This window comes from Novosphingobium resinovorum (assembly GCF_027922145.1).
In the GTDB taxonomy this organism is placed as follows: domain Bacteria; phylum Pseudomonadota; class Alphaproteobacteria; order Sphingomonadales; family Sphingomonadaceae; genus Novosphingobium; species Novosphingobium resinovorum.
The window spans coordinates 210,405-228,020 of sequence record NZ_BSFC01000043.1; the positions used below are offsets into that span (position 1 = coordinate 210,405).

Sequence of the window (17,616 nt, forward strand, 5' to 3'; positions counted from 1 at the left end):
GTGGCCGTGCCGAAAGGGATACCATGAACGCGCGTTTCATCGACTGGATCTGGCATGTCAGGGGCAGCCTGCCGCTCGCGCCCGGACAGTCGCGCGAGGATGCCTTCGACCGCCTCACACCCCTGTTCTTCGAGAGCGGCACCAGCCACGAGCGCGGCGGCGACACCCTGACTTTCACCAAGCGCGACCAAGCCGCGCAGGACAGGATGTCGGTCTTCGACGGCGGCACGCTCCGGATCGATAACGGCGCGGGCGGGTCGGTACTGCGCTGGCACATGACCAGCCGGGCCTTGCTGTTCTGCTTCCTGGCGCCGCTGCTGTTCCTCGCCTTCGGGCAATTGACGATCGCGCTCGGCAAGCTGGAAAAGCCCGCAGCCGAAGCCTCGGAAAAGAAAGACGAGAAAAAGGACAAGGCCGCGCCGGCGATGAACCCGATCGACAAGTTCCTCGGCGCACCGGCTCCGGAAAAGCCCAAGAAGGACAGCAAGGACAAGAAGGAAGAGAAGAAGGACGACAAGCACTCGCCCACTTCCGCCTATGTCTTCGCCGGTATCTTCGCCGCGCTCTACGTCGGTGGGCGAGTTCTCGAGGACCGGAAGATCAAGGCGCTGATCCGCAGGAAGCTTTCGGGACTCTAGCGTCTTGTTCTCGCCGTACCGCGCCATGGATTGCTTCGCCGGGTGATCTCGGTCAGGGGTACGTCGAAGCGGGAAGAGGCGTACAGGAATGGCGGAAGCAGGCGAGAACAGGAGCAGGGCGGCGATGGACCCGCGTGCCCTGCTGACCTTCCGCGCGGTCTGCGATACCGGATCGATAAGCGCTGCCGCCCGGGCGCTCAACCTCTCGCAGCCCTCGGTGTCGAATACGATCTCGCTGCTGGAGCGCAAGTTGGGCGTCGTGTTGTTCGAGCGCGGGCGCGGCGGCATCGTGCTGACGGCGGAAGGCGAAGTGCTCCAGCGCCGGGCCGAGGCCATGGCGACGCTGCTGGGCGATGCCGTGACCGAGATCGAGCACACCCGGCAGGGCATCGCCGGACCCTTGCGCATCGGCGGCACGCCGGGCGCCCTGCTCACTCTTCTGCCCGGCGCGATCATGCGGGTGGAGGAGGCGATCGGCGACTTTGCGCTCAGCGCCATCGAGCGGCCCGACGAGGAACTGCTGGAGATGGTGCGCAAAGGGGCGATCGAACTGGCCTTCGTGACGACCGGTATCGAAAGCGTTCCGGCCGACATGAAGGAAGTCACGTGCGCCAGCGACCCGTTCGTCCTGATCGTCGGCCCCAGGCATGAGAAGCTGCCGGGCCGCGTGTCGCTGCGCGAGGTCGAGAGCTACCCCTGGGTGCTGCCCGAGGCGCGCGGCGCGTTCCGGCGGCAGGTCGACGCGCTGTTCATCGCCGCGGGGGTGGCGGTGCCGCGCACGACGATCCGCTGCGACTCCCTTCTCACCACGCGGGCCATCGTAAGGGAGAGCGACCGGGTGACGGTACTGCCGCGAACCGTGGCGCTCGACGGCGTCACCGATGACAGCATCCGGGCCGTGATGATCGAGGAAGCCGTGCGTGAACGCAGCGTCGGCGTGCTATGGCTAGCCAGTCGTCCGCTGTCTCGTCCGGCGCAGGCGATGATGGACGCGCTTCGGCAGGTTCCATAGTTTCAGACTATAGCATCGCAAAAAATCATTATTTTACTTTGTGGGTCTGCGCAGCTTAACAATCCAGCGATAACGATGATCGCAGGAGAGCAGGATGCGGGCACTGATCCGCCAGGTTTCCATTTTCGACGGCACCGGCTCGGCGCTCCGGACAGGCTCCGTTCTGGTCGAGGGCGAGCGTATCGCCCGCGTCGCGCCGGGTGAGGACGCACTCGCCGATGAGGCCGCCGATCTGGTGATCGACGGGCGCGGGCTGACCCTCATGCCCGGCATCGTCGATGCGCATACGCACCTGACCTGGGCTTCCTCGCTGGAGAAGGTCTACCACCAGTTCATCCTGCCGCATGACGAACTGAAGGTCGCAGCCTGGCGCAATGCACGGGTGCTGCTCGACCACGGTTTCACCAGCCTATACTCGGCCGGTGCCCTGGGTGACATGATCGAGCCGGATCTCGCCCGCGCCATCGAGGAGGGCGATACGCCCGGCCCGCGCCTCGTCCCCTCGACGCTGGAGCGCAGCCCCGAAGGCGACGATACCGGCGACGTGTTCAACGGCCGTGGCTCGGAGGCGATGCGCCGGTTCGTGGCTTATTGCGCGGACGAGGGCGTCAAGTCGATCAAGCTGGTGGTCTCGGGCGAAGATGCGCTCAAGCCCGGCAGCGCGATGGACGTGCTCTATACCCGCGAGGAAATGCTGGCGGCGGGGGAGGCCACCCGCGAGGCCGGGATGTGGATCGCCTGCCATACTTATTCGCCCGAGGCGATCGGCCTCGCGCTCGATGCGGGCGCGCGAATCCTCTACCACTGCTCCTTCGCCGACGAAGCGACGGTGGAGCGGATGGCGGCGGAGAAGGACAGGTTCTTCTATGCCCCCGGTCCCGGTGTCTCGGTCGCCGCGCTGGAGGCGAACCCGCCGCCGCACGTCGATATGACGCACATGAAGGCGAGCGCAAAGGTTCGCATGGACCTTGAGGCGAAGTTGATCCCGCGGCTGAAGGCGCGCGGCGTGCGCGTGCTGGTCGGCGGCGACTATGGCTTCCCGTTCAACCCGCATGGCCGCAACGCGCGCGACCTGCAGCACTTCGTCGATTACTTCGGCTTCACTCCCGCCGAGGCGCTGCAGGCGGCGACCCAGCATGGCGGCGAACTTATGGGCATCGAGACCGGCGTGATCCGCGAGGGCTGGCTGGCCGATCTGCTGCTGGTGGACGGCGACCCGACGCAGGACGTTGCGATCCTGCAGGACAAGGATCGCCTGAAGATGATCATGAAGGGCGGCAAGCTGCACAAGGCTCCAAGTGACATCTTGGCCGGGGCCGGGGCAGGGGTCGCCGCCGCCGCGAACTGAGTTTAACAGGGACGAAAATCATGTCGTACGACGTCGTTGTCGTAGGCTGCGGCCCTGTGGGCGCGCTGGCCGCGAACCTTCTCGGCCTGAAAGGGCTGCAAGTCCTCGTTCTCGAACGGGAACTGGAACACTACCCCCTGCCGCGTGCGGTCCATCTCGACCATGAGATGATGCGCCTGTTCCAGTCGGCCGGGGTGATCGACCGTGTCGAGGGCGACATGATCGCCACTGACGGGCACCTCCATGTCGGCGCGGATCACGGCGTCATCCGCTATATGGGCACGGTGGGCAAGCCGCGCCCGTTCGGCTGGGCGAACGACTACTTCTTCTACCAGCCCGAGCTGGAAGCCCACTTGCGCGAAGGCTTCGCCGGCATGGCGAACGTCACGCTGAAGCTGGGCGCGACGTTCACCGGTCTGGAGCAGGACGCAGGCGGCGTCACCGTATCCTACGACGAGGGCGGTGAGCGGCAGACCGCCTCGGCCCGCTGGGTGATCGCCTGCGACGGCGCGCGCAGCACCGTGCGCAAGGCGCTGGGCGTGGATCTCGACGATCTCGATTTCGAGGAGCCCTGGCTGGTCGTCGATGCCGAAGTGCAGGGGCCGGTCAGCTTCCCGCCGATCGCGGGCGTGCCCGAAGGGGCGGACCTGCAGCGGCTGTCGGTGATGATGTGCGATCCGGTGCGCCCCGCGACCGTGGTGCCCGGCCGCCGCGATCATCGCCGCTGGGAATTCATGCTGCTGCCGGGTGAGGACGACAAGGCGATGTCTGCGCCGGACAAGGTCGCCGAACTGGTCGGCGCGTGGATGGCCGACGTACCGCACGAGATCGTGCGCGCCGCGACCTATCGCTTTCACGGCCTCGTCGCCCATCGCTGGCAGGTCGGCAATGTCTTCCTCGCGGGGGATGCCGCGCATCAGACGCCGCCGTTCTTCGGGCAGGGCATGTGCCATGGCCTGCGCGACGTCGCCAATCTGGCGTGGAAGATGGACGCGGTGATCAATGCGGGTGCCTCGCCTGCGATCCTCGATACCTACCAGCGCGAGCGCGACCCGCACGTGCGCGCGGTGATCGGCGCGGCGGTGGCGGCCGGGCGCTACATCTGCGAACTCGACCCCGACCTTGCCGCCGCCCGCGATACCCGTATCCGTGAGGAAGCACGCGGCAAGCAGGGTGAGACCGCGCATGACCTGATCCCCGCGATCCGCGAAGGACTGGTGCTTTCCGGCACTTCGGGTGCAGGCGCGCGCTTCGTCCAGCCGGTACTCGCCGACGGCAGCAAGCTGGACGAATGCACCGGCGACGGCTGGCGCCTTTTCGTCCGCGACGACACCGTGCCCGGCGAGGCCGGGGGCGTCACCCGCGTCGTCGCGGCGGCGCTGGCGGACAATCAGGCGATCGCGTCGTGGCTTGACCAGCACGGCGTCGATGCCGTGCTGGTGCGCCCGGACCACTACGTCTTCGGCACCGCGTCCGACAGCGGCGAGGACCTGCTGGCCGCTCGCGCGGCCCGGCTTTTCGATTATAAGGAATTTACCGCATGACCCTGACGCTCCTGCAGGCGCAGACCATCGTGACCGCCGCGCTGGCCGAAGCACGGGCGCGGGGCGCGAAGGCTTTGGCGGTGATCGTGCTCGACGCCGGAGCCCACCCGGTCGCCTTCGCGCGTGAGGACGGGGCGAGTCTCTACCGCTTCGACATCGCCCGCGCCAAGGCCGAAGGGGCCGTGGGCATGGACGCCGACACCGCCGTCCTCGCCGAGCGGGCCAAGGGCAATCCGGTGTTCTTCCATAGCGTCAGCGCGGCCGTGGGCGGGCGCATCGCCTTCTCGCCCGGCGGCGTGGTGATCCGTGATGCGAGCGGCGCCCTGATCGGCGCGGTGGGTGTCAGCGGCGATACCGGCGAGTGCGATGCCGAATGCGCGCTCGCAGGGATCAGGGCGGCCGGACTTGTCGAGGAGACCGAGGCATGAAACTGCGAAGCATCGAACTGGCGCTGCCCGATCCGGCCGCTGCTGCCGCCTTCATGACCGATGTGTGGGGCATGGCGGGCGCCGACGTGATCGGCACGACCCATTACCTGCGCGGTTCCGGTTCCTACCCCTACCTGGTCGCCTTCGAGCAATCGGCGGACGAGTTCGTCCGCTCCACGACCTTCCTGTGCTCGGCGGAGGAGCTTGACGGCATCTCGGGCCGCGCCGCCGCCGCAGGCTGGCCGCACCGGGCCACGGTCAGCGAGGACCCCGGCGGCGGTCACGGCCTGCTCGTCGAACTGCCCGAGCGCGAACTGCTGCGCTTCCTCGTCGATGCAGGCGAAGTCGAGCCGATCGCGGGCCGCGACCTGCCGGTCAAGCTCACCCATGTCGTGTTCAACTCTGCCGATGCCGAGGCTTCCGGCCTTGCGGTGGAGGAAGTGCTGGGCTTTCGCGTTTCCGACCGGACCAAGGGCATGGTCTTCGTGCGCTGCAACGACAGCCACCACTCGACCGCTTTCGCGCGGGCGGGGATCAGTTCGCTCAACCACATCGCCTTCGAGATGGAGGACATCGATGCGGTGATGCGCGGCATCGGCCGCCTGCGCGATCATGCGCTGGCGCCTGCCTGGGGGCCGGGGCGGCATGGGCCGGGGGCCAACGTCTACGCCTATTACATCGCCCCGTTCGGGCCGGTGATCGAGTTCTCCACCGCCGTCGAGAAAGTGCCCGACGACTACCGTGTCGGCGCGCCGGAGGACTGGACCTGGCCGGAGAACCGCATCGACCAGTGGGGCATCTCGGACAAGGATTTCGCCGGACTGCGCCGCGCCGAGGAACGCTTCCGCTTCCGCCGCGACTGGCAGGACGAAGCGCAAGGACAATGAACACCGCTGCCGCCATTCCGGCAGGTCAGGAGAAAACGGACATGACCCAGTATATCAGTTTCCAGCGCCCCGACGGCACCAGCAGCTTTGGCCGTCTCGATGGCGAGACGGTGCTCGATCTCGGCGCACCCGGCGGTGATGCGTGGCTGAAGGACGCGCTCGCGGGTGATCTAGTGGCGCTTCCCGTCACTGGCGAGTTTGCCCGCGCCGCCATCAGGCTGCTGCCGGTGGTGCCGAACCCCGGCAAGATCCTGTGCGTCGGGCTCAACTACGCCACCCACGTCGCCGAGACCGGTCGCGAGCAGAAGGAGCATCCCGCGATCTTCACCCGCTGGGCCGACAGCCTGATCGCCGACGGCGACGCCATGGTCCGCCCGCTCGAAAGCGAACGCTTCGACTACGAGGGCGAGCTTGCGGTGATCATCGGCAAGGGCGGACGCCGCATCGCACCCGAGGATGCATGGGATCATGTCGCCGGCTACGCACCGTTCAACGACGGCTCGATCCGCGACTGGCAGCGGCACAATATCCAGTTCACCCCCGGCAAGACCTGGCCCGGCACCGGCGCCTTCGGTCCGCACATGGTCCCGGCGGGTGAAGTCGAGGACCTTGCCGCGCAGCGCGTACAGACCCGCGTGAACGGCGAACTGGTGCAGGACCAGCCGGTCTCCGACATGATCTGGGATATTCCCACGGTCATCGCTTATTGCTCGACCTTCACCGAACTGCACCCCGGTGACGTCATTGCCAGCGGCACCCCGGGCGGCGTCGGCGACAAGCGCAAGCCACCGCTCTACCTCAAGGCCGGAGACACCGTCGAAGTCTCGATCGGCGTGATCGGCACCCTTTCCAACCCCGTCATTGATGAAGCCTGAGCCGCTGCGACCAACCAGATAACAAGTTCAAGGGAGAGACAGACATGACCATTCGCAAGATTGCGCTGCTTTCGGGCATCGCCCTCGGCACCATCGGCGCTCCTGCCTTCGCGCAGGATGCCGCCGCCCCTGCGGACACCGCCACCGGCAACGACATCATCGTTACCGCCCAGCGCCGCGCCGAGAAGGTGACCGAGGTGCCGATCTCGATCACCGTCGCCAGCGCGGCCCAGCTCGAGCGCCAGCAGGTGAACACCGTCAACGACCTCGCCCGCATCGCGCCGAGCCTCGAAATCCAGTCGGCACCCGGCCAGAACACCGGCGGCGGCGGCTCGATCCGCGGCATCGGCACCCTGACGTTCTCTCCCGGTGCGGTCGCCTCGGTGGGCGTCGTCGTTGATCAGGTGAGCCAGGGCAACGCCAATATCTCGGACCTGTTCGACATTTCCCGCGTCGAAGTGCTCAAGGGACCGCAGGGCACGCTGTTCGGCCTGACGACCTCGGCGGGTGTCATCAACATCACCACCAATGCGCCCGAATTCGGCGAGTTCTCCGGCCGTGTCCGCACCGAGCTGTCGAATGCCGGGACGGCGGGCGCCAAGTACGGCAACCAGGTGGTGCAGGGCGTCATCAACGTGCCGCTGGCCTCGAACGCGGCAGTGCGCGTATCGGGCGTCGCCAACTTGCGCCAGGGCGTCAATCGCAACGCGACGACCGGCGACTACAACGACAACGACCGTTACGGCGTGCGCGGCCGCCTGCTGTGGGAACCGACCGACCGGGTGACCGTCAACCTCATCGGCGACTATTCCAAGAGCCGCTACGAGAACGGCGGCGACTTCTTCACTTTCGTCAAGACCAGCGGCCCCGGCTCTTTCCTCGGTGGTGCGGGCTTTGACGCGGTGGGCATCACCGATCGCCTCGCCAGTTGCGGCGTGACCGTGCGGGAGGGCAACCGTGACTACTGCAGCAACAACGACCAGGTCGGCAAGGCGACCAGCTATGGCGGTTCGCTGCAGGTGGACTATGCGGCGGATCCGTTCACGCTGACCTCGATCACCGCCTGGCGCAAGGCGACCGAGACCGGGTATGGTGCGGCGTCCGACGTCTTCCGCGGCTCGCCGCTGGAACTGCAGGTGGCCAACGACCCGGTTGACCGCGACCTCGGCCTGTTCACGCAGGAGTTCCGCGTCAGCTCGGCGGCGGGCTCGCCCATCGAGTATACGGCCGGCGCGTTCTATTCGAGCCAGAAGCAGACCCGCATTCCCGAGATCGTTCGGGTCACGCTGGTCCCGGTTCCGGGCGTCGTGATCCCGATCGTCACATCGACCACGCCCGCGCTGACGATCCGCGACGAATCGCTGGCCTTCTTCGGGCAGGCGACCGGCCACGTTTCGGACAGCTTCCGCCTGATCGGCGGCGTGCGCTACACGACCGATCGCCTTTCGCTGAACACCGCGACGTCCGAGACCGAAACCTTCCTCGACGTTGCCAAGTGGTCCTGGCGTGCGGGCGCGCAGTACGATCTGACGCCGACGATGATGAGCTACGCCACCGTATCGCGCGGGTTCAAGGGCGGTCAGATCGCGGTTCCGGCAGTTGGCGATCCCTCCGTCGTCCAGCCCGAGATCCCGACTTCCTATGAAGCGGGCCTCAAGGCCACGCTGTTCGGCGGCTGGGTGGCCGACCTCAGCGTGTTCTACATGAAGATCCGCAACTTCCAGGCGCAGCAGTGCACCGTCGACGACAACGGCATCATCTCGTGCGTCCAGACCAACATCAACGGCGTGAAGACGCGCGGCGCCGAGCTGAACTTCTTCGGCAAGGTGACGCCCAACCTCTCGCTCAACACCGGCTTCATCTACGCCAAGGCGACTTATCCCGGCGGCTTCGTCGGCACCGACGGGACTGATATCGGCGGCACGCAGCTGGCTAATTCGCCGCGCTACAAGTTCACGCTCTCGGGCGAGTACGAGCAGGACTTCGGCGATACCCTGGCCGGGTTCCTGGCGGTGGACACCGTTTGGAAGTCGCGCGTGCGGTACGAAGCGAACTCGGTGGCGGACACGACCTTCCGCGCCCACTGGATGGTCGGCGGGCGGGTCGGCCTGCGCACGCAGGACCAGCGCTATTCGGTCGCGCTGTTCGTGCGCAACCTGTTCAACGTGCACGAACCCTCGCTGATGCAGAGCGACTTCCCCTATACCAGCACGACGACTGCGGGGGCGAGCGAAGGCAACATCGGCGCGATCTACGGGCCGCAGTCGTTCCGGAACGTCGGCATCAGCCTGGACGCGAAGTTCTGACGATGGCGGCGCCGTCAGGTCTGGACCTTCGGGCGCTGCGCCGCCGCGAACAGGCGATCAGCGCGATCATCAACGCGGTGCTGAGCGCGGTGTTCTTCGCCATCGTCTTCGGCCCTTCCGCAAGGCCGTTGACGATGGCGGCGCCGGATCGCTTCGCGCTCGATTTCGTGCCGCAAGGGGTGATGGTTTCACTCATGGCTTCGCTGGTGCCAACCCTGCTGGTGCGGGCGAAGCTGCGCGGGATGGGGCTGGCGACGCCCGCAAGCGTTGCGGGGATCGTCCTGCGCGGCGTGGCTTGCGGCATCGCCTCCGCGCTCGTCCTCGCGGGGCTGGCGCTTTTCGGGCCGCTCCACGAAGTGCCCAGCCATCCGGCACTGGCTTTCAAGGTCGTGTACGGCGCGCTGTTGGGACTTGCCTGTACGCGGCTGGCGGTGTCCTTCCTGTTCGACCGGACGCTGAAGGAGCAGGCTGCGTGACCGATACGATCGCCGAACTCGGAACCCGCCTCGGCCCCGATGTTGTGGGCGCGGTGAGGGCGCTCTATGCGCCCGAGCAGGAGCCCCGCGCCGCCGCGCTTGCGTCGGTGGCGATCGACTGCGCCTATGGCCCGCATCCGCGCAACCGGTTGGACCTCTATCGCGAGGGGGAAGGCGGGGGGCCGCGCCCGGTGCTGCTGTTCGTCCACGGCGGGGGCTTCCTTGTCGGCGACAAGGGCGGTGACGGGAACGGCAACGGCGGCTGGGCCAACGCCCATCTGGGGCGCTGGGCCGCCGCGAACGGGATGCTGGGCGCGGTGATGAACTACCGCCTCGCGCCCGATGAGACCTGGCCCGCCGGGGCCGAGGATGTCGCCGCTGCCGTCGAATGGCTGCAGGAGCACGCGGCCGAGCACGGCGGCGATCCCGAGCGGATCGTGCTACTGGGCACCTCCGCCGGTTCGGTTCACATTGCCAGTTTCCTGAAGCTGCGGAGCGACCATGCCGGGATGGTGCGCGCCGCCGTCCTGCTCTCGGGGCTCTACGGCTTCACCCCGCTCGATGAGCGCGACATGCTCTACTACGGGCGGCAGGACGCCTACGCCGGACGGATGCCGCGCGAGGCCGTGGTCGAGACCGCGCTCCCCTTGCTGCTCGCTTGTGCCGAGTTCGATCCGCCGCGCTTCCAGGCCGAGTGGGCCGGGCTTCTGCAGGCCCGGCTGGACCGCCACGGCTGCCTGCCGCGCACGCACTATGCCAGCGGCCACAACCATTACTCGATGGCCATGCACCTCGGCACCGCCGACCGGCGGCTTTCCGACGAAATTCTGACCTTCATCTCCGCGCATTCGTGAGGAAATCCTGATGACCCAGATAGACCGCCGCAGCATGCTCGCCGCCGCCGCCATGATCGCGGCTGCTCCCGCCGTGTCGCGCGCCGCCGCGAAGCGCCCGAGCCCGGCATTTCCCGCAGGCTTTCTGTGGGGGGCGGCCACCGCGCCGCACCAGATCGAGGGCAACAATGTCGCCTCCGACTTGTGGCCGCTGGAGAACCAGCAGCCGACGATCTTCGCCCAGCCTTCGGGCGATGCCTGCAACAGCCTGGAACTGTGGGCCAGCGACCTCGACATCGTGAAGTCGCTCGGCCTCACGTCCTATCGCTTCGGCGTGGAGTGGGCGCGGATCGAGCCGGAGAAGGGCCTGTTCTCGCAGGCGATGCTCGATCACTACAAGGCGATCGTCGCGGGTTGCCACGCGCGCGGACTGAAGCCGCTGGTGACGTTCAACCACTTCACCGCGCCGCGCTGGTTCAGCGCGCAAGGGGGCTGGACCAACCCGGAATCGGCGCAGCTCTTCGCGCGCTACTGCGACAAGGTGGCCCGCGCGATCGGCGCCGACATCGCCATGGCCATGACACTGAACGAGCCCAACCTGCTGTTGATCCTCAAGCCGATGCTGCCCCCGCCGGTATGGGACATGCAGCGCCAGACCCTTGCCGCCGCCGCCAAGCGCTTCGGCGTGGAGAAGTACGTCTGCGCCAACGTCGCCGCGCTCGAGGACCTCGACGCGATCCAGACCGGGCTGCTGGCCGGACACAAGGCGGCGCGCGCGGCGATCAAGGCGGTGCGTTCGGACCTGCCGGTCGGCCTCACTCTCTCGGTGCTGGACGACCAGGCGGCGGGCCGCAACTCGATCCGCGACAAAGTGCGCGCGGAAACCTACGGGGCCTGGCTGGAAGTGGCGAAAGCCGACGACTTCATCGGCGTGCAGAACTACGAACGCGCGGTGTGGAACGACAAGGGGCGGCTGCCGCATCCCGATGGTGCGGACGTCAACTGGTCGGGCACCGAGGTATGGGCGCCCTCGCTCGCGGGTGCGGTGCGCTACGTCCATGAGGCGACGCGGGTGCCGGTGCTGGTGTCCGAGCACGGCGTCGGCACCGACGACGACACCTTGCGCGCGCGCTTCATCCCCGCCGCGCTGGAAGGGCTGAAGCAGGCCATCGACGACGGAGTGCCGGTGCTGGGCTACATGCACTGGTCGCTGCTCGACAACTTCGAATGGATCTTCGGCTACAAGCCTCGCTTCGGCCTGTGCAGCGTCGATCCCGCCACCTTTGCCCGCACGCCCAAGCCCAGTGCTTCGGTGCTCGGCGCGATCGCGCGGCGAAATGCATTGTAACGCATGCGGGCTTTTAAAATTAGAATTAATATATTAATAAATGCGAGAGCCTGAAGCGGCTCCGCAGGATAGAGATGGGGAGTATGGAATGCCGGGTCGCCGTTTTCGCGTGATGCTGATGCTCGCTTCGGCCCTGGCCGCGCCGCATGCGGTGGCGAAGGAGGAGGCGCCGACCACGGCGGCGGCGGAGACAGGCGATCCGCTGCTCGAAGCGTTCCGCGATCCGCCGAACTCGGCCCGGCCGCGCGTCTGGTGGCACTGGATGAACGGCAACATCACCAAGGACGGCATCGCCAAGGACCTTGCATGGATGAAGCGCGTCGGCATCGGCGGCGCCCAGACTTTCGACGCCAACCTGCAGACGCCGCAAGTTGTGGACCATCGCCTCGTCTACATGACGCCCGAATGGAAGGACGCCTTCCGCTTCGCCGCGCATGAGGCGGACCGGCAGGGGCTGGAACTGGCCATCGCTTCCTCGCCCGGCTGGTCGGAAACCGGCGGGCCATGGGTGCAGCCGCGCGATGGCCTGAAGAAGCTGGTCTGGTCGGAGACGTCCATAGCGCCGGGCAAGCGCTTCACCGGCAAGCTGGCCGCGCCGCCGCAGACGACCGGGCCTTACCAGAACCTGACCCCGGCGTTGTCGATCGAGGAGATGATCTCCGGCCACCCCGCGCCTCCCGGCCCGCAGTTCTACGGCGAGATCGGCATCTTCGCGTTCCCGGAGGCGATGCCGGTTTCGCTGGCGGCGGCCCGCGCTTCGGATGGGCTCGGCAACGCGCTGGATGCTGCGGCCCTCGGCGACGCGGACATCGCGGGCGGCGTCACGTTGGTGCGCAAGGAGGGCACCGCGCCCGAACTGCGGCTCGACTACGCCCGGCCGACCGAAGTGCGTTCGGCGACGCTCTATATCCCCGATGTGGTCGTGCCCTTTGCCGGAGCGGCTTTCACGGCCGCGCTCGAGGCCAGCACCGACGGTACCGCATGGACCCCAATCACCACGTTGACGCTCGGTGCCGTGCCGACCACGGCGAGCTTCCCGGCTGTCACCGCCGCGCATTTCCGCGTGGTGCTCAATCCGCGCAAGCCGGACGAGGGGCTCGGCTCACCGGCTCCGGGGACGGCGATGGCGGGCCTGTTCGACGGCATCGGTGCGATGATGGCGAAGAAGCCGCTCGTCGTCGGCACTTTCGCACTGGGCGCCGGGAGCAAGGTCGACCGCTTCGAGACCAAGTCCGGCTTCATCATGAGCCGCGATTACTACGCGCTCGGTGAACCGGCCGACGCGGCAAGCGGCGTGGCGCCTGCCAAGGTTGTCGACCTCACCGGCAGGCTGCGGCCCGACGGCTCCCTCGACTGGACGGCTCCGGCGCTTTCCAAGGGGCAGCACTGGCGCGTCCTGCGCATGGGCTATTCGCTGCTCGGCACCACCAACCATCCCGCCTCGCCCGAAGCGACCGGGCTGGAGGTGGACAAGTTCGACGGCGCGGCGGTGCGCCGCTATCTCGACCATTACATCGGCATGTACAAGGACGCCGCCGGTGCCGACATGGTCGGCAAGCGCGGCGTGCGGGTGCTGCTGACAGATTCCATCGAAGTCGGTGAGGCGAACTGGACGCCCCGGATGATCGAGCAGTTCCAGAACCTGCGCGGCTACGATCCGCGTCCCTGGCTGCCCGCGCTCACGGGCACGCTGGTGGGCACGCGCGCGCAGTCGGACAAGTTCCTCTACGACTATCGCCGCACTTTGGCGGACCTTCTCTCCAGCGAGCATTACGGCACGGTTGCCAAGGTCGCCCATGAGAACGGCCTGATCGTTTACGGCGAGGCGCTGGAGGACAAGCGCCCGATGCTGGGCGACGACATGACCATGCGCAAGGCGACCGACGTGCCGATGGCGGCGATGTGGACTTTCGGTAAGGACGATGGCCCGCGCCAGACGCTGATCGCCGACATGAAGGGCGCGGCATCGGTGGCGCATCTCTATGGGCAGAACCTCGTCGCGGCGGAATCGATGACGGCCTCGATGGCGCCCTGGGCCTTCGCGCCCAAGGACCTGAAGCGCTTCATCGACATGGAATTCGTCAATGGCGTCAACCGGCCAGTGGTCCACACTTCCGTCCATGTCCCGGTCGACGACAAGAAGCCGGGCCTCTCGCTGTTCATCTTCGGCCAGTACTTCAACCGTATGGAAAGCTGGGGCGAGATGGCAAAGCCCTGGGTCGACTACATCGCGCGGTCCTCGCTGCTGCTGCAGGCCGGGCGTAACGTCGCCGACGTCGCCTACTTCTACGGCGAGGAAGCCCCGCTGACCGGGCTCTACGGCGACAAGCCGGTGGCCGACGCCCCGGTCTCCCATGCCTATGACTTCCTCAGCTTCGATGCGCTCGACACCCTGCTGAAGAACGACGGTGCCGACCTCGTCGCGCCCAGCGGAGCGCGCTACAAGGCGATCTACCTAGGCGGCTCCTCGCAGCGCATGAGCCTTGCCGCGCTGCGCAAGCTGGCGGCACTCGTCGAGGGCGGGGCGACCGTGATCGGCAACGCACCGGTCGCGACGCCGGGCATGGACGGGCGGGGGCAGGGCAGCGATGCCGAGTGGTCCGCTCTCGTCGCCAGGCTGTGGCCCGGTGCCGGCGAGGCGCGGGTCGGGCAGGGCCGGGTCATCCCCGGCACCGACGTGGAGGCTGCGCTCAAGGCGATCGGCACCGCGCCGGACTTCACCTTCACCGGAGCCGCAGCCGGGGCCAAGATCCCCTTCGTCCACCGCAGGGACGAGCGCGGCGACATCTATTACCTCAGCAACCCGCATGACAGCGCCCAAACCGTCGAAGCGCATTTCCGCGTGACCGGCAAGGCACCGCGCTTGTGGCACCCGGAAACGGGCGAGAGCGAAGCCGTCAGCTACCGCATCGAAGGCGATGAGACGATAGTGCCGCTCTCGCTGGTGGCGGGCGATGCGGTGTTCGTGGTGTTCCATGAGGCTGCGACCGCGCGATCGCTCGATGTGCCAGTCAAGACCGCGACGACACTGGCCACACTCGACCACAACTGGACCGTGCGCTTCCAGCCGGAACGCGGCGCGCCGGCCTCGACCCGGCTGACGACACTCGCGCCGCTCGACCACAATGCCGATCCGGCGATCCGGTACTTTTCGGGAGAGGCGATTTATACGCGCAGCTTCGCGCTGCCCGAGGGTGCCCGGCCGGGCAAGTCGTTGCTGCTCGACCTAGGCCAAGTGGGCGATCTGGCGCAAGTCACGGTCAACGGGCGCGACATGGGCACCTTGTGGCATGCGCCCTACCGCATCGACGTCGGCCGCGCTCTCAGGAAGGGCGCGAACACGATCGAGGTCAAGGTCGCGAACCTCTGGGTCAATCGCTTGATCGGCGACCAGCAGGCCGGCGCGAAGCCAATCACCTGGACGGCGATGCCGACCTACCGTCCCGATGCACCGCTGCGCCCTTCGGGTCTGATCGGACCCGTGACCCTGATCGGCCGTTAGATCTCGCTGACGCTCAGGGGCATGTTCACGACAGCCTGTAGTGCGCCACGTAGCCGAGGTGATCGGAGAAAACGTCCTGTCCGGTGTTTTCGCCGAGGGGAACCTCGAGGCTGCGCAGGCGCATAAGGCCGCGATAGTACAGCTTGTCCTTGTTGCGTTCGCGGATGGCGGCAAGGTCGCGCTGCTGGTCCGGTGCGGCTTCTGTAATCGTGGTTGCTTCCTGCCCGCCTGCGATGAGGTTGCGCGTGGCCGCGATCCGCTCCGGGTCTCCGCCGATGTTGAAGTCCCCGCCCAGGATAAGGTCCGTGCGCGGATCGACCTGCCGGCGCAGGAAGGCGCGCATGGCCTCCACCTGCCGCGTGAAGGCCATGTTGGCGCGGGCGACCGGCACGCCCGAAGCCTTGCGCGAATTGAGGTGGGTGTCGGCCACCGCGACCGGTCCGACGCGCCCCGGCACCGCGATCCAGGCGATGACGACGCCCTTGCTGGCAAGGCAGTCGAACCCGGCGCACATCGCCTCGGGGAAGGTCATGCGGCTGGCCTTCACGATCGGATGATCCGACAGGATGACGAGGCCGCTGTCGACTTGCGGGCCGACCGTCTCGCCCCGGCTCCACGAAGCCTTCTGCACGAAGGCGTCGGCCTCGCCGCCGGCAGGGGCTGCGTCCTTGACGCCGGGGCCGAGCAGGACGTGGGCGTAGCCCGCTTGCCGGGCGATGGCCTTGGCCTCGGGAATGAAGGCTTCCTGCAACAGGATGACGTCGGGCTGCCGTCCTTCGCGGCGCAGCTTGCGGAGCCGGTCGCCGATCGCTTCCAGCGCCTCGGCCCGGCCATAGGCGAGCGGGAAGGGCAGGCCCTTCACGTTATAGGTCATGACCGAAAGCGTTCCGTCATCGCGCACCGAGGTAGCGAAGGGACGTTCGGGCGCCGCCGCCGGCGAGGGCTTCGACAGGTTGAGCACGACGACCGCAGCGGCCGTCGCAAGCGACATCTTCGTCAGGCTCTTCATGCGACGCGTTCCCCCCGAACTTTTCGCAACGTGGTCCTGACGGCGCCACTAGGCGCGCCGTGTGAAACTGGCGTTGCGGTTCGGTGAAGGCTGCGTGACGGTGTTCAGAGCAGGACGACGCCCTCGATCGTCATTGCGAGCATAGCGAAGCAATCCAGGGCGGTTTACGCGGCCCTGGATTGCTTCGCTATGCTCGCAATGACGAAGTGGCGCTTATTCCCCGCCCAGCTTCAGGCCCTTGAGCGCGGCGAACGGGCCGCTGTCCTCGGGCGTGCCGAGTCCCGCCGCCTTGCGCGCCGTATCGGCCTCGGGCCCGGTCAGGAACGGGTCGATGGCAAGGGCGAGGCTCTGCGCTACCGCCTCGCCGATATCGACGTGGGTGCCTTCGTATTCGATCTCGTCGAGTTCGTCGGCGGTCAGCTCGACTTCCTCGTCCGGGGCGTAATCCGTCGCCATGGGCACGAAACGGAAGAACAGCGGTTCGTCGATCGATACCGGGACATCCTCGGCGGAAACGGCGCAGGGCTGGACGATCTCGGCCTTAAGGGTGCCGCGCGCCTCGACGCGAAAGCCGCCCTCGCGCTCCGACGTCGAGAGGTCGAGTTCGGCGACGAGTTCGTCGATCCGCACCAGCAGAAAGCGTTCGGTGAGAGCAGCCCGCTCGGCCTCGTTGGGCGAGAGGCGGACGTGCTTGCCTTCGATCTGGCGCACGTCCAGCAGGCGGGAGAATTCAGGGGTCATCGCGCGATCCTAGCAGCAAGCAGGTCTTCGTTGGAGAGGGCATCGATCTGCGCGTGAAGCGCGCGAACGCGGGCGGCGAGGCGCGCGGTGTCGGCGCCTTCCACCAGCGTGACGTTGCGCTCCAGCGCGGCGGCGAGCGCGGCGTCGTCCTGTGGGAGCGCATCGCGCAGGGCACCGATCCGGCCGCCCAGCACGCTCATCAGCTTGCCCATGCGCTTGCCGACGACGAGATCGCCGACACCCGACTGGCGCAACTGGCCGTCCATGTCGTCCACGAACAGCTCGGTCAGCCGCACCGAGGGGTTGATCAGCGTATCGTCGGTTTCCTTGTCGCGCTCGGCGCGCAGCATGACCAGCGCCATCACCAGCGTCACCGCGTCGAAGCGGCCAGGCACGGTATCGGCGACACCGCACTCGGCATACCATGCCTTTTCGCGCGCGATTTCGACCACGCGATGCCACAGCGGCCGCGCGGCTTCGCGGGAGTCGGGGCCTTTGCCGAGAAGGCGGGAGATCAGGGACACGATGGTTACGGGCCTTTCTTCGAGGATATCCGTTAAGGAGCAATTCAACCGGTCTGCCCCAACGCCCATTGCGCGGGCGCGGATGGGGCCTTAACAGCCCGCTGCCGAAGTCGATTTTTCGGGACGGCGCTCAGCCCGGCCCCGC

General features: G+C 67.4%; 15 protein-coding genes. 12 read left to right on the plus strand and 3 right to left on the minus strand.

Annotation, left to right across the window (positions count from 1 at the left end; translation table 11 throughout):
- The first annotated feature begins 23 nt into the window (after positions 1 to 23).
- The 12 genes from PKE80_RS22620 to PKE80_RS22675 all read left to right on the plus strand — a co-directional run bounded on the left by PKE80_RS22620 (position 24) and on the right by PKE80_RS22675 (position 15,197).
- On the plus strand, positions 24 to 638 hold the full coding sequence (locus PKE80_RS22620) for a hypothetical protein (RefSeq protein WP_271184464.1): 615 nt from the start codon (positions 24 to 26) through the stop codon (positions 636 to 638).
- A 124-nt stretch (positions 639 to 762) separates the two neighbouring features.
- Positions 763 to 1,650 carry a LysR family transcriptional regulator gene (locus PKE80_RS22625; protein ID WP_271184465.1) on the plus strand — a complete coding sequence of 296 codons (888 nt, stop codon included), beginning with the start codon at positions 763 to 765 and terminating at the stop codon, positions 1,648 to 1,650.
- A gap of 94 nt (positions 1,651 to 1,744) precedes the next feature.
- Positions 1,745 to 2,998: an amidohydrolase family protein gene (locus PKE80_RS22630; RefSeq protein WP_271184466.1), complete on the plus strand. Its 1,254-nt coding sequence runs from the start codon at positions 1,745 to 1,747 to the stop codon at positions 2,996 to 2,998.
- Between the two features lie 20 nt (positions 2,999 to 3,018).
- Positions 3,019 to 4,542: a bifunctional 3-(3-hydroxy-phenyl)propionate/3-hydroxycinnamic acid hydroxylase gene (locus PKE80_RS22635; protein ID WP_271184467.1), complete on the plus strand. Its 1,524-nt coding sequence runs from the start codon at positions 3,019 to 3,021 to the stop codon at positions 4,540 to 4,542.
- The gene (locus PKE80_RS22640; protein WP_271184468.1) at positions 4,539 to 4,970 is read left to right on the plus strand and encodes a GlcG/HbpS family heme-binding protein; all 432 of its coding nucleotides are present in this window, start codon (positions 4,539 to 4,541) and stop codon (positions 4,968 to 4,970) included. Before PKE80_RS22635 ends, PKE80_RS22640 begins: the two co-directional genes overlap by 4 nt.
- Positions 4,967 to 5,857: a VOC family protein gene (locus PKE80_RS22645; protein ID WP_271184469.1), complete on the plus strand. Its 891-nt coding sequence runs from the start codon at positions 4,967 to 4,969 to the stop codon at positions 5,855 to 5,857. The genes PKE80_RS22640 and PKE80_RS22645 overlap by 4 nt, the downstream gene beginning before the upstream one ends.
- Positions 5,858 to 5,898: 41 nt before the next feature.
- Entirely contained in the window at positions 5,899 to 6,732 is an 834-nt protein-coding gene (locus tag PKE80_RS22650) for a fumarylacetoacetate hydrolase family protein (protein WP_271184470.1), read from the plus strand.
- 44 nt (positions 6,733 to 6,776) lie between these two features.
- Positions 6,777 to 9,038 carry a TonB-dependent receptor gene (locus PKE80_RS22655; protein WP_271184471.1) on the plus strand — a complete coding sequence of 754 codons (2,262 nt, stop codon included), beginning with the start codon at positions 6,777 to 6,779 and terminating at the stop codon, positions 9,036 to 9,038.
- A gap of 2 nt (positions 9,039 to 9,040) precedes the next feature.
- Entirely contained in the window at positions 9,041 to 9,514 is a 474-nt protein-coding gene (locus tag PKE80_RS22660; RefSeq protein ID WP_271184472.1) for a hypothetical protein, read from the plus strand.
- Positions 9,511 to 10,368, plus strand: coding sequence for an alpha/beta hydrolase (locus tag PKE80_RS22665; RefSeq protein ID WP_271184473.1), 858 nt, complete (start codon positions 9,511 to 9,513; stop codon positions 10,366 to 10,368). Before PKE80_RS22660 ends, PKE80_RS22665 begins: the two co-directional genes overlap by 4 nt.
- 10 nt (positions 10,369 to 10,378) lie before the next feature.
- Entirely contained in the window at positions 10,379 to 11,695 is a 1,317-nt protein-coding gene (locus PKE80_RS22670; protein WP_271184474.1) for a glycoside hydrolase family 1 protein, read from the plus strand.
- Between the two features lie 88 nt (positions 11,696 to 11,783).
- Complete coding sequence (locus tag PKE80_RS22675; RefSeq protein WP_271184475.1) at positions 11,784 to 15,197, plus strand: glycosyl hydrolase; 3,414 nt, start codon at positions 11,784 to 11,786, stop codon at positions 15,195 to 15,197.
- A 25-nt stretch (positions 15,198 to 15,222) separates the two neighbouring features.
- On the opposite strand, the gene PKE80_RS22680 is transcribed toward PKE80_RS22675, so the two are convergent.
- The 3 genes from PKE80_RS22680 to PKE80_RS22690 form a co-directional block, all read right to left on the minus strand.
- Positions 15,223 to 16,206 carry an endonuclease/exonuclease/phosphatase family protein gene (locus PKE80_RS22680; RefSeq protein ID WP_271184476.1) on the minus strand — a complete coding sequence of 328 codons (984 nt, stop codon included), beginning with the start codon at positions 16,204 to 16,206 and terminating at the stop codon, positions 15,223 to 15,225.
- A 213-nt stretch (positions 16,207 to 16,419) separates the two neighbouring features.
- A complete protein-coding gene (locus PKE80_RS22685) occupies positions 16,420 to 16,947 on the minus strand; it encodes a YceD family protein (RefSeq protein ID WP_271184477.1) in 528 nt (175 codons plus the stop codon).
- Entirely contained in the window at positions 16,944 to 17,471 is a 528-nt protein-coding gene (locus PKE80_RS22690) for a ubiquinol-cytochrome C chaperone family protein (protein WP_271184478.1), read from the minus strand. Before PKE80_RS22690 ends, PKE80_RS22685 begins: the two co-directional genes overlap by 4 nt.
- Positions 17,472 to 17,616: the final 145 nt, after the last annotated feature.